15 protein-coding genes are annotated in these 12529 nt (G+C 62.6%); 13 read left to right on the forward strand and 2 right to left on the reverse strand.

The annotated features are described in order from the left end of the window. Window positions 1-38 precede the first annotated feature (38 nt). Window positions 39-1988, forward strand: a complete 1950-nt coding sequence (locus tag HY30_RS18310; RefSeq protein ID WP_155839420.1) for a S9 family peptidase — start codon at window positions 39-41, stop codon at window positions 1986-1988. On the opposite strand, the gene HY30_RS18315 is transcribed toward HY30_RS18310, so the two are convergent. Together HY30_RS18315 and lgt are read right to left on the reverse strand one after the other, a co-directional pair. Beyond that, on the reverse strand, window positions 1985-3040 hold the full coding sequence (locus tag HY30_RS18315; RefSeq protein WP_034744525.1) for a class I SAM-dependent methyltransferase: 1056 nt from the start codon (window positions 3038-3040) through the stop codon (window positions 1985-1987). The two genes, HY30_RS18310 and HY30_RS18315, sit on opposite strands and share 4 nt — an antisense overlap. Before the next feature lie 6 nt (window positions 3041-3046). Next, entirely contained in the window at window positions 3047-3958 is a 912-nt protein-coding gene (gene lgt, locus HY30_RS18320; protein WP_034744778.1) for a prolipoprotein diacylglyceryl transferase, read from the reverse strand. Between the two features lie 136 nt (window positions 3959-4094). On the opposite strand from lgt, the gene HY30_RS18325 reads away from it, so the two are divergent. The 12 genes from HY30_RS18325 to HY30_RS18380 all read left to right on the forward strand — a co-directional run bounded on the left by HY30_RS18325 (window position 4095) and on the right by HY30_RS18380 (window position 12513). Further along, complete coding sequence (locus tag HY30_RS18325; RefSeq protein ID WP_034744528.1) at window positions 4095-4346, forward strand: accessory factor UbiK family protein; 252 nt, start codon at window positions 4095-4097, stop codon at window positions 4344-4346. A gap of 130 nt (window positions 4347-4476) precedes the next feature. Then, the gene (locus HY30_RS18330) at window positions 4477-4980 is read left to right on the forward strand and encodes a type III secretion system chaperone family protein (protein WP_034744531.1); all 504 of its coding nucleotides are present in this window, start codon (window positions 4477-4479) and stop codon (window positions 4978-4980) included. An 11-nt stretch (window positions 4981-4991) separates the two neighbouring features. After that, window positions 4992-5813, forward strand: coding sequence for a pyrroline-5-carboxylate reductase (gene proC, locus HY30_RS18335; RefSeq protein WP_034744535.1), 822 nt, complete (start codon window positions 4992-4994; stop codon window positions 5811-5813). 14 nt (window positions 5814-5827) lie between these two features. After that, on the forward strand, window positions 5828-6472 hold the full coding sequence (locus tag HY30_RS18340; RefSeq protein ID WP_034744536.1) for a hypothetical protein: 645 nt from the start codon (window positions 5828-5830) through the stop codon (window positions 6470-6472). 5 nt (window positions 6473-6477) lie between these two features. Further along, window positions 6478-7560: an aminoglycoside phosphotransferase family protein gene (locus HY30_RS18345; protein ID WP_034744538.1), complete on the forward strand. Its 1083-nt coding sequence runs from the start codon at window positions 6478-6480 to the stop codon at window positions 7558-7560. 178 nt (window positions 7561-7738) lie between these two features. Beyond that, window positions 7739-8035, forward strand: a complete 297-nt coding sequence (sciP, locus tag HY30_RS18350) for a CtrA inhibitor SciP (protein WP_422120006.1) — start codon at window positions 7739-7741, stop codon at window positions 8033-8035. 108 nt (window positions 8036-8143) lie between these two features. After that, a complete protein-coding gene (locus tag HY30_RS18355) occupies window positions 8144-8818 on the forward strand; it encodes a hypothetical protein (RefSeq protein ID WP_155839421.1) in 675 nt (224 codons plus the stop codon). Further along, on the forward strand, window positions 8815-9753 hold the full coding sequence (locus HY30_RS18360) for a flagellar motor switch protein FliG (RefSeq protein ID WP_034744557.1): 939 nt from the start codon (window positions 8815-8817) through the stop codon (window positions 9751-9753). The genes HY30_RS18355 and HY30_RS18360 overlap by 4 nt, the downstream gene beginning before the upstream one ends. Next, window positions 9750-10118, forward strand: a complete 369-nt coding sequence (locus tag HY30_RS18365) for a hypothetical protein (protein ID WP_034744560.1) — start codon at window positions 9750-9752, stop codon at window positions 10116-10118. Before HY30_RS18360 ends, HY30_RS18365 begins: the two co-directional genes overlap by 4 nt. Before the next feature lie 64 nt (window positions 10119-10182). Then, the gene (locus HY30_RS18370) at window positions 10183-10446 is read left to right on the forward strand and encodes a FliM/FliN family flagellar motor switch protein (protein ID WP_034744562.1); all 264 of its coding nucleotides are present in this window, start codon (window positions 10183-10185) and stop codon (window positions 10444-10446) included. A 206-nt stretch (window positions 10447-10652) separates the two neighbouring features. Continuing rightward, window positions 10653-11669: a flagellar biosynthesis protein FlhF gene (locus HY30_RS18375; protein WP_034744563.1), complete on the forward strand. Its 1017-nt coding sequence runs from the start codon at window positions 10653-10655 to the stop codon at window positions 11667-11669. A gap of 4 nt (window positions 11670-11673) precedes the next feature. After that, complete coding sequence (locus HY30_RS18380) at window positions 11674-12513, forward strand: nucleotide-binding protein (RefSeq protein WP_034744565.1); 840 nt, start codon at window positions 11674-11676, stop codon at window positions 12511-12513. Window positions 12514-12529: the final 16 nt, after the last annotated feature.

Raw genomic sequence — 12529 nt, forward strand, 5'->3', positions numbered from 1 at the left:
CCGTGGGCGGGCCGAAATTAGTCGAAGGATTTCACGACGTGAATACTGGAATGATGGGGATGCTGCGAACGACGATCATTGGCCTGTTCGTTGGGAGCGCGGCATGTCTCGCCATCGCGGACACGCCCCACCCGCCGCTTGAAGCCTATGGCGAGCTGCCCTCGGTGCGCGACGCGGCTATCTCACCAGACGGAAAGACAATCGCCTATATCGTCCGCAAGGACGGCAAGGATGTCATCGCCACGTATGATACAGAGACGGGCGCCTTCGCAGCACGCATAGCTGTCGATGACATGTCGACGCGCGGCATCTGGTTTCCGGACAATAATCACCTCTTGATCCTCGCATCGGAGGCAAGGCGTGTGTACGGCGTCACGAGCAAGTTTGAATATTCGAGCGCTTATTCGCTTAACCTCGAAACCGACAAGACAGTTCCGCTGCTGACCACGACCCCATATGTTTATCGCCCCCAGACGGGGCTTGGGAATGTCGTCGGAATAGCGAAGGGATCGGGCGAGGTTTTCATGCCTGCTTTTATGCAATTCAGCGGCTATGATCTCCTGAAGGTCAATCTTGATACAGGGAAAGGCAAACCATTCGCCACAGGTCCCGAAAATACGTACAGCTGGATGGTGGACGAGAATGGCGTCATCATCGCGCGTGAGGAATATGACAGCGAAGATGATATCTACCGGATATTCAGCGACGTCTCCGGCGAAACCAAGCTCATCTATGAGGTCGAGGCAGCTGTCATCCCGTTCTCGCTGGTCGGCATAAAGGCCGATCGCACCGCCCTCATACTGGTTGGTTCAGAGGATGAGTATGGCGGTTACCAGTTTGTCCGCGAGCTGGATTTTGAAGGCAATATCTCAGGACCGCTGCTGGAAAGGCCAGGCTCGGATGTGTCTGCCTATATCGATCGCAATGGTGTCTTCGAAGGCGTGATCTATTCGGATGGCGAATATCCAAGACACTTTTTCGACCCGGCGATTGAAGCGGATGTACGTAAAGTGGTGGACAGTTTCCCCGGCTCGACAGTTTCCGTGGCGTCCCGCAGCGATAGCTGGAAACAGATTGTCTACCTGGTTCAGGGCAGCGACACACCGGGGAAATATGTGCTTCAGGATCGCGAGACCGGGAAAGTGACCGGCTTGCTCAACGTCTACAACGACATACCGATTGATGCTGTGGCCGAGGTTCTCGCCGTGTCCTATCCGGCGCGGGATGGCCTTACGATCCCTGCAGTGCTGACATGGCCAGCCGGTGTGCCGGAAGACGCACGGTCCGGATTGCCTCTGCTTGTCATGCCGCACGGTGGTCCTGGGAATCACGATTCAGTGGGGTTTGACTGGATGGCGCAGTATTTCGCCAATCGCGGCTATGCTGTGCTGCAACCCAACTTTCGCGGCTCCACAGGCTTCGGAAGTGAGTTCAAGCGCGCTGGCTTCGGCGAATGGGGCGGCAAGATGCAGGACGACATCACCGATGGCGTCACTGCCCTGATCAAGGACGGATCGGTCGATCCCGAGCGCATTTGTATCGTCGGCGCGAGCTATGGTGGGTACGCGGCGCTCGCCGGGGGCGCGTTCACACCTGACTTGTACAAATGCGTCGTCGCCATCGCGCCTGTTAGCGACCTGCCTCGACTGCTGCGTGAAACGGAACAGGACAGCGGCGAAGACAGCATGGCACTCGCCTACTGGAAGCTGACGATAGGAGATCCCAAAAAGGTCGATCTCGAGGCTGTTTCCCCGGTCGATAATGCACAGGCATTCAAGGCGCCCGTTCTGCTCTTCCACGGCAAGGATGACACGGTGGTTTCGATGAACCAGAGCCGGGTCATGCAAAAAGCCCTCAAGCGGGCGGGCAAGGACGTGACGTTCATCGAACTCAAGGGCGAGGACCACTGGCTCTCTGAGGGCACCACCCGCATCCAAACGCTCCGCGCGATGGCCGACTTCGTCGAGGCCAATATCGGCGCGCGCTAGAAGCCGGCGGGTTTCGGCAGGTCCTTGCTGGACAGGCAGATCACCTTGAAGCGCTCGCCCATGTCTTTCGGGTCGATCAGGCGCTGGGCCGCGTTGAAGATCGCTTCGGCATCGTCCTCATTGGCCTTCACCAGCTGGTTCAGGCGTGCCTGCGCGCCAAGGCCCAGCAGGAACATGCCCTGCGGCGTGGGCCCGTGCACGTCGAGCCCGGCGCTGGTGGCAATCCGTTTCAGGCGTCCGAAATCCACATCGACGGTCAGGTCCGTCTCGCCCGGGGCCAGCAATGGCGAGACTTGCTCGCCATCCTTGAAGGCGCGCAGGGAATCCCCCGGCGCCCGGTCCACCGGGCCATAGTCGATCAGCAGCGCATGCACAGGCAGGCCATTGGCCGCGCGTGTGGCCAGTTCAGCGACCAGAATGTCGAGCCCGACCTGCACTTCCACGCAATTGGCCGTCTGCGCCGTGCCCTCGGGCGCGCTGCGGCCATCGGCGGCGAGGCCGAAAGCCAGCGCGCCGTCGCCGTCCAGCCCCACGACGCATTCGCGCCATTCCTCGCCATCCCGGCGGAACTGGCGGGCGGGCAGGCAGTCGAGATATTCGTTCGCCAGGATAATCGTCGGCAGGGCCGGCACTTCGGATGCCTGCTCGGCAAATTGTGGCTCATAGATCGCAAGGCGCTCGACCTGCACATCGCGCAGCGCCGGGCTCGGCTCGACGAGGTAGAGCGTCATCGCGTCGGCGAAAGGCTTGCCACCTGCGACAAAGGCCATGCGCAGCGCATCCTGCATCAGCACGCCGCGCCCCGGTCCGATCTCGACGAGGCAGAATTCCGCCGGTGATCCCATCGCCTGCCATTCATGCACCACCCAGAGGCCCAGCAGTTCCCCGAACACCTGGCTTGTTTCCGGCGCGGTGATGAAATCCTGCCCCAGGCCGGGGCGGGTGGCGTAATAGCCGTCCTGCCGGTCGTGCAGCGCGAGCTGCATATAGGTCGAAACGGGAATCGGGCCCCCGGTTTCGATCAGGCGAATGAGGCGGTCTTTCAAAGTCATATCAGTCTAGTCAGGTGAGTGCAGGGGCTTTGGCTTGAGTGCGTTCCAGACCAGCCATGCGCCGCCGATCCACATCGGGGTCGACAGGATCATGCCCATGGTCAGGCCGAAGGGCAGGTCATTGGCGAAGGAATCCGGCAGGCGGAAATTCTCGACGATGGAGCGCCCGGTGCCATACATTAGCAGGAAAAGGCCCGCGACGAGGCCGTGCTTCTTCAGCGCGCCGAACTTCCAGATCAGGATCGAGAGCAGGAGCAGCGGCAGCAGGCCTTCCAGCGCCGCCTCGTAGAGCTGGCTCGGATGGCGCGCGAACTCATGGCCATTATAGACCCATTGTTTCGCCACCCAGTCATAGGCTGGCGGGGTCGATCCCGGCACCACGCCTTCGGGAAAGATCATGCCCACGGCGGCGTCGGTCTTGCGGCCGTAAAGCTCGGCATTGATGAAATTCGCGAGGCGCCCGAACATGATGCCGATTGGCGCCACGACGCCCGCAATGTCGCCCAGCGGCAGCAGGCTCAGCTTGCGGCGCCGCGCGATCACGATGATGGCCAGCGTCACGCCGATCAGCCCGCCATGAAACGACATGCCGCCGTCCCATATCTTCAGCACGCTCATCGGGTTCGCGGCGATCACGTCCTGCTGGTAGGGCACCATGTAGAACAGGACATAGCCGAGCCGTCCGCCGAGGATGATGCCCAGGATGATCCAGAACATGATGTCGTCGAGATCGTCTTTCGTGGCCGGCGCCTTGCCGCCGAACATGGCCGGACGGCTGATCAATGCCGTCGCATACTGCCAGGCCAGCATGATGCCGGCGATATAGGCCAGCGCATACCAGCGCAGGTGGAACGTCCCGAGGCCGACAAATCCGAAGTCGATCGACACGAGCGCCGGGCTGATTTCCGGGAAATGCAGGGCCTGCGCTGCCATTGGCACGGCCATCAAACTCACAAGGTCTGTCATGCGGCGTCTTTTCCCTGTCTGGAATGCGTCCTATCTGTTAGGCAGCAGACAATCATGCCCAGCCGCCCCCGCGCGAAGGAGTAGCCTCATGGCGAACACAAATCCACTGCTCGATGACATTGCGGGCCTGATGACCGGCGCCATGGGCGCTGCCCGGGCTGCAGGCGAGGAAGCCAAGACCGCCGCCCAGTCCCGCGTCCGCGCCCTGATTGCCGACATGGACCTTGCCGGGCGTGACGAAGTCGAGGCCCTGAAGGCCATCGCGACGGCTGCGCTTGAGCGTGTCGAGGCGCTCGAAGCCCGCGTGGCGGCGCTCGAAGCCGACGCGAAAGCGAAATAGGCCAAGCTGCAGAATAGTGCCGTTAACCTGTAGACTTGGGTAGACGCGCCTTTACGCACTTGCTTAGCTGCCCTTGGCCTCGGCATGCGAATCCTGCACCGTGCATACGAGACCGAAAGGGGAACCCATCATGAGTCTTGATCTCTCCCGGAGTGAGATTGATCTGCCGGACCCGCTTGAACGGGTCGAAGAAGCGCTGGAGACAGCTGGCTGGCAGTATGATCGCGATGACGATGGTACGATCCAGGCCGTGGCCGAAACCAAATGGGGCGACATGGGCGCCCTGTTTGCCTATCGCCCGGATCCTTCCGCAATCCATTTCTCGATGACGCTCGACGTGAAGCCGGTCGCTGCACGCCGCGCCGCCATTGCCGAACTCATCATGATGGCAAACGAGCGCCTGTGGCTCGGCCATTTCGACTACTGGGCCGATGAAGGCGTTATCATCTTCCGCTACACATTCGCCATGCTCGACCGGGACGAAGTCTCTCCCGGCGAGGCGCGCGCCGCCATCGCAGCGGGTGTCAGCGCCGTCGACCGGTTCGTCCCCGCCTTCAATTTCCTCATCTGGGCCGGCAAGACGCCCCGCGAGGCGATCGAGGCGGTCATGTTCGAAACCCACGGCGAAGCCTGAGACAGACGCACATGGCAGGCAAGGCTGCGTCCGCTCCGACTATCGTAATGATCGGCGCCGGGCGCATGGGCACGGCGCTCGTGCGCGGCTGGCTCGCCGCCAAGACCAAGTCGCGCATCATCCTGGTTGATCCGGCGCCGTCCGAGGAAGTGTCGGGCTGGGCCGAGGCCGGCAAGGTCCAGCTGAACCCCGCGCCCCAGCCCGCCGATATCCTCATCCTCTGTGTGAAGCCGCAAGTGTTCACGTCCGTTGTCGAGGACACGGCCGCTTTCGTCGGTGCCAAGACGCTCATTGTTTCGGTCATGGCCGGCATATTGATGAAGCAGCTCGCGGCGGCCTTCGATACGCCGCGCGTGATCCGCGCCATGCCGAATACACCGGGCGCCATAGGGCAGGGCATAACCGTCATCACCGCGCCACCGGGCGCAGACGCGTCTGACATCGATGTCGTCACCGGCCTTTTGAAACCGCTCGGCGATGTCGAAGGCCCCATCGACGAGAAACTCATCTCGGCGGCTGCCGGCGTGTCCGGCTGCGGCCCGGCCTATGTCTTCCTTCTGGCCGAAGTGATGGCCATGGCGGGCGAGGCCGAGGGCCTGCCGAAAGACCTGTCTGCGCGGCTTGCCCGCAAGACTGTCGAGGGCGCAGCTGCCCTTATGGCATCCACCGGCGAAGCCCCGGATACGCTGCGTAAAGCGGTCACTTCACCCAAGGGAGTGACGCAAGCTGCCCTTGACATCCTCATGGATGAAGGTGGGATGCCAGCCTTGATGAGAAAGGCCCTGCGTGCGGCGGCGAACCGTGAAAGGGACCTCTCTCGCCAAAAGGATTAGACGAGGGACTGCCCGTGGCGCGCAATGCAAGCATCATCGACCAAGGCCTCCGCGCCGCGCTGGAGCTGGCAGCGGAAAAACCATGGGCCTCGCTGACACTTGGCGAGATTGCCCTGCGCGCCGACCTCACCCTCAATGACTTTCACGGTATTGCCACGCGCGAAACGCTGGCCGATGCCGTCGATGCGCATTTCGACCGCGCCATGTCGGCAGAAGGTGTCGCCAGTGACGACCTTCCCCGCGAGCGCCTTTTCGAAGTCATCATGCTGCGCTTCGAGGCGATGGAAGAATTTCGCGACGGGCTGAAGTCCCTTTTCAGCTATCGCGAAACCGCACCGGACCATCTCGTGCGTCTTCCCGCTGCGCGTGCGGCCTCCGCCCGCTGGGCACTGGCCTCTGCCGGCCTGGATGATGACAGCGGCGGCCCGCTCAGCCTCAAGGTTCTGGCCATCGCCTTCGTCATCGCCCGCACCGAACGTGCCTGGCGCAAGGAAACGAGCGGCGACTTCGCGCTCACCATGGCCGCGCTCGACAAATCACTGCGCGCTGCCGAGGCGCGCATGGGCTGGATCTCGCGCTTCAGCGGGCGGTTCACGTCCAACACAGCAAAACCAACACAAGAAAATGACGCGCCGGAGAACGGTGCCACTGGGGAGTAAAATGCATGAACCGTCCGGGATTAGACGGAAACCCGCTGGAGCTGACGCCCGGCTGGTTCAACGACCTGTTTGAAACAATCGGGATTGATGCCGAGGTAAAGGGCCTCACCGCCAAGGCGATCGGCACAGGCCAGATCGGCGAGAATGTCCGCTTCGTGTTCGACTATGCCCGCAAGGGTGAAGGCGCGCCGGACACGCTGGTCGGCAAGTTCCCGTCCGGCAGCGAAGCCAGTCTCGCGACGGCGCAGATGCTCGGCCACTACAAGCGCGAAGTCATGTTCTACCGCACCTTTCCGAAAGTGGCGGGCAAGATCACGCCCGGCGCCTTCTATACGGACTATGACGAGGCGACCAATCGCTTCGCCCTGATCATGGAAGACATGGCGCCCTCCGAACAAGGCGACCAGCTGAAAGGCTGTTCCGTCGCTGAGGCCGAACTGGCGTTGGCATCGGCCGCCATTCTTCACGCCGCCTACTGGCAGGACGAGTCGCTCGACCAGCATGACTGGTTGCAGGGCACCGATGCGGCCCCGCCGCCTGCGCTGACGCCCGAACAGGTTGCCGGGCTCTGGGCCGGTTTCAAGGAACGCTACAAGGCCCAGCTCACCTCTGATGTGATCGAGGTCGGCGATCTCTATGCGTCTTCCCTGCCGCGCTGGAGCGAAGCCCATGAGGGCCCGTTCGCGCTCACACATAATGACTTCCGCCTCGACAACATGCTGTTTGGCAAGCCCGGCGCGCCAAAGCCGATTGCGCTGGTCGACTGGCAGACGGCGGCCAAGGGCGCCCCGGCAAATGATGTCGCGTATTTCATCGGCGCAGGCCTGACGCGTGAGGAACGCCCCAAGCATGAAAAGTCGCTGCTGCGCTATTACCATGACCGGCTCACGGAGGCGGGCGTGACGAGTTACAGCTTCAGCGATCTCTATGACGATTACCGCTGGTTCTCGTTCTACGGCATGTCGGTCGCGTTCGGCGCGGCGATGCTCGTGAAGCAGACAGAGCGGGGCGACGAGATGTTCCTTACCATGCTCCGCCGGCACGCTGCGCAGGCCCGGGACAATGACGCACTCGTCCTTCTCACCTGAAATTTTTTTAATGTGAATCGCAATAAAATCGGGGAAAAACGGCATTTGTCCCGGCGCGGGACAGGTTTCCAAACATCCTCCTAACGCGGGGGGCGAAACTCACACGTCTCCTTATGCGTGGGCTTAAATCCACTCGTGTACACCACTGTCTGAGGGCCTGAAGAAGTCGGGTTACGACATGACCGAAGAATGGTGTGTGGATATGGAAACGCAGAACGCAAACATGACGAGCGTCAAAGGCCCGGATGGCCAGACGCTCACCCTGGCAGACCTGCCGTCCCCGGGGATCTCCCGGTGGGTGACACGCCGCAAGGCAGAGGTTGTTGCAGCCGTTTCAGGTGGGTTGCTTTCGCGCAAGGCTGCGTGCGAACGCTACAACCTGACGGATGAGGAATATGAAGGCTGGGAGAAACTTTACTCCCGCCACGGCATCAAGGGCCTGCGCACAACGCGGCTCCAGAAGTACCGCCGCTAGTCGGTCCGGTATTCGTTACCAACAGCCTGCCCGTTAAACACAAATTTACGGGCAGGCCGCTATCACCTGAACTGGACTCCGTTTTTCCGGAGGATTCAGGAGGGGTTGATGGCAAGCAGATCCGGCAAACGTAAACCCGGCGCGGGGCCCTCTTCACGGGCGCTCGCGATGGCAGCGTTTGTCATTGCTCTCGGCCTGCTCGCCTGGCGGGGCAGTACGCTGCTCACCGCTGACCATCCGCTCCCCGCTTCAGCCACCCCGCTCGAAGCCTCCCTCATGAACCTGGTTGATCCCGTTGCCGGCCCCGGCAATGCGCGCATCAGCGTTACGACAACCGCTGCCGGCGGTCGCACCGTGCTCGTCCTGCTCGACGCCGCCGAAGCGGCCAAGGCCTCCATGATCGAAAGCCTGGTTACCACCGCCGCGCGTCTCGACGTCGCTGCCGGTGACCTGCTCGTCATCCAGACGGCCCCTTTTGCGCGCGGTGCACCCGGACGGCCCGATGCTGAGGCTTATGGCGAGCTTGCCCTCCTCGCGCTGCTCGCGGGTCTCGCCGGTTGGCTCGGCTTTGCCCCACGAACGGACTCGGAAGTCCCGGGAATGGTCAGGGAATACCCTGAAGCGCCCCCGGAAGCACCCGTGCGTCCCCTCGCAACGACCGCTGTGCGCCCCCTTCGCACCGTGCCGGTCACCAGCGATGTCGCTGAGCTGGCCCGCAAGGATCCGGCCCGCGCGGCGGATATCCTGCGTGGCTGGATGAAGAACGGGACGGATGCCGCATGAGCGCGCTCGCCGTCATTCCTGCAGCAAACATTACAGCGCGCGACGGCCTTGTCCGCTCCGCACGCCTGATGCGCGCCCTCGGTCCCGAGGCCGCCGGCATCTGGGCCGAGCTTGAGCCGGATGAAGCCCGCAAACTCACCGCCGCCATGGACGCCCTCGACGACACCATGGACGGCGAAGCAGAGGTTTCGCGCGATTTTCTCGACGCGCACCGCCGTCTCGGTCCTGCACCAAAGACTGCAGGTTCCGTCTGGTCGCGCCTGTCGGCGCTCGATACCGGCGCCCTCGCGAGCCTGTTTGCGGACGAGCATCCCCAGACGCTCGCCTTCGTGCTGTCCAGGCTACAGGGCGACGCCTCCGCCCGTCTCCTGCGCGCCCTCAGCCCTCGTGTCGCCATTGATGCGATGCACCGCCTGCTGCACCTCGGGCCCGTTCATCCGGGTGCGTCGGCCAGCCTTGAATCGCATATCGCACAACAGATCGACGGCCTGCAGGGCAACGCACGCCAGGGCGGCCACGAACGTGTCGCCCGCATCTTCGACCGTCTCGACAGCCGCCTCGAAAAATCCTTCCTCGCTGCACTGGATACAGCAGAACCCGGCGCTGGCGAAAAAGTCCGCGCGCTCATGTTCACCTTCGATGACCTCGCGCGTCTCGACGCCGCCGGCCTGCAGACATTGCTCGCGTCAGCTGACCGTTCCACGCTGGTTGTTGCCCTTAAAGGCGCCCGCGAAGAGACCGCCGCTGCCTTCTTCCGCAACATGACCCGCCGCGCTGGCGACCTGCTGCGCGACGAGATTTCTGCCCATGGCGCCGTGCGTCGCAGCGAAGTCGAAGCCGCCCGTCAGGCGCTGGTATCGCTGGCGCGTGACCTCATCGCCCAAGGCGACATCCGCCCCGGTGGTGGCCGGGAAGACGAGGAATTGATCGAATGACCCATCGTGCTGTGAAGTCCCTGCAAGCCTTTGAATTCCGGAATGATTTTACACTTCCCGCAGAGCCTGAGCCGCCGCAGCGCGAGCAGATGGACCTCTCGGCGCCCGAGCTGGCCCGCCTCCTGTCGCAAGCCCGGGCCGAAGGCCTCGCCGAGGCAACCCGCCTTGAAGCCTCCCAAACGGAAGAGCGCATGCAGGCCGTCACGCTGAAGCTCAACGAGGCCCTCGCGGATCTCGTTACGCTGGCCCGCCATATCGAGACGGGTGCGTATGAGGGCCTCGACGTTGCCAGGTCACTGAACCTCATCAATGCCACCGCCCAGCGCATCATTGACGGCCAGGGCGACCTGTTTGCGGCGCGTTAACGATTTGACACGCACACTCGCTACACTTTAACGGCTAGAACAGTCCCAAGGAATCGTCCGGCCCATGCAACCTGCCAATCCCGCCCTTGAAAAGTCACTGATGGACGTGCCCGTGCGCGTCGATGTCGTGCTGGGCGAAGTGCGCATGCCGATCGAGGAACTGATGGCCCTCTCACCCGGCGAGATTGTCGCCCTTGAGCGGCGCACCAATGAAATGATCGACATTTACGTGTCCGACCGCCTGATGGCGCGTGGCCGTCTCGTGGTCGCAGATGGCCAGTTGGGCGTCACCCTGTCCGAAATCGTCGACGAACGGGCCGCCGCCTAGGCGCCTGATAAATCCTTGCATGCTGCGAAGGCTGCCCTGTGAGTAAACGGGGACTTTCGTGAATCTGCTGTCATGTATGGTAAATCCTAACTCATCACAGGCTTTTGTTAACCTTTTCGGGCGTTAACTAAACGTGTTCAGGAACCGACCTGTCACGTGGTGAGGGCTGCGCGGGAAGGTCCACAAGTTACGAGGATGCCGCACCTATGCGCATGAAGATGTTCGCAGCCGAGTCCTTCGAGGCCGCCAAGGCGATGATATTCGCCGAGATGGGCGCCGACGCGGTTATTCTGTCGGAGCGCGAGATTGACGGCGGCGTGGAAGTGCGCGCCGCAACCGACAAGATGGGCGGTGGCATGGTGCCCAATGAGCCCCTGTTCCTGCGCGAAGCGCGCGGAAGTGGCGGTGGTCATGGCCGTGGCATTGAAAACCCGCTGTTCAGCCGCGTTCGCGATGCCCTCCTCTGGCATGGGGCGCCACAGCGCTTCGCTGACCGCGTGGCCGCCGAAAGTGCAGGCCGCAATGGCGTCCAGTTTACCGATCCGGAAGATGCAATTGCGGAAGGCGTCTCGCGCCTTGTTGCCTGCGACCCGATCCTGCCGCGCCTTGATCGCGATATCGTTCTCGTTGGTCCTCCCGGCCATGGCCGTACAGCAACCGCCGCAAAGCTGACCCGCCGCGCCGCCGTTGCACGTTGCGAGGTCATGCCCGTCGCAGCCGATCTTGATGGCACCGCCGGTGGCCAGCAACTTGCCGCCTATCTCGAGCTCGAGCAGGACCAGATCCGCAGTGTACAAACGCCGGACGCCCTGTTCGCGACGCTCCGTACCCTGCGCGCCCAGAACCGCCGCTGCATCATCGACATGCCTGCCATCAATCCTTTCGACGAAGACGACATGGCGAGCCTGCAGGACCTCATTTCGGTCATCCGCGCTGAGCCCGTGCTTGTCCTCTCAGCGGAAGGCCACCCTGAAGACCAGGCCGAGGCGGCCAAGTGCTATGCCCGTGCCGGTGTGAAACGGGCCATCCTCACCAAGCTTGATGTTGTCCGCCGCCGCGGTGGCTCCATCTCCGCGTTGTCGTCTGCCGGCATCGCCTTTTCGCATTTGGCCGTGACGCCGTTTATCGGCGGCGGCCTGGTACCGGCCGCGCCGTCGCGCCTGGCCGCTCTCTTGATGGAAGACGCCCCCGGCGATGTCATCGCCATGAAAGGAGCCGCGTAGCCCTATGAGTTTCATGCTTCGAAAATCCCAGGATCGGCCGCAAGCGCGACCGACCCCACGCGTGGCACCCGCCTCGATCATCGCTGTTGCCAGTGGCAAGGGCGGTGTCGGCAAAACCTTCATGGCCATCACGCTCGCCTCGGCCTTTGCCCAGGCTGGCAAGCGAACATTGCTGGTGGATGGCGACCTTGGCCTCGCCAATGTCGACGTTCAGCTTGGCATCGCACCTGAGACCGATCTGGCCGCCGTGATTGCTGGCTGGGTTGAACTCGACGACGCGGTGACCCCGGTTGATGGCGGTGCGGCAGGCGGCGGCTTTGATGTGCTGCCGGGCCGATCAGGCTCAGGCGCGCTCGCCGAACTGCCACCGGAGGAAGTTGCGCGTCTCGCTGCGGGTCTCTCGGCGCTTGCCCTGCAATATGATCAGGTCGTGCTCGACCTTGGTGCCGGTATCGAGGCCAACTGCATGCGTCTCGCCCGCGCGGCCGACAAGGCGTTGATGGTTATCACTGACGAGCCAACATCGATGACGGACGCTTATGCGTTCATCAAGGTGCTGCGTGGCTACGCACCAAATGTTGAGCCCGTGATCTGCATTAACCAGGCCGATACACGGGCCGCTGGCCAGCGCACGTATGAAGCCATTGCGCGAGCCTGTCAGACTTTCTTGGGATTCCGTCCACACCTCGCCGGTATCGTTATGCGCGATCCGAAGGTGCGTGATGCCATCCGTTGCCAGAAGACGCTGATCTCTACTGACCAGCAAGCACAGCCGATCCAGGATGCGATCGCCATCTCCCAGATGCTGATAGGCAATGCCCCAGCGGCAGAGCTTGGCTATTAATCAGTGTGAATAAAGT

It is taken from the genome of Hyphomonas chukchiensis (assembly GCF_000682695.1).
In the GTDB taxonomy this organism is placed as follows: domain Bacteria; phylum Pseudomonadota; class Alphaproteobacteria; order Caulobacterales; family Hyphomonadaceae; genus Hyphomonas; species Hyphomonas chukchiensis.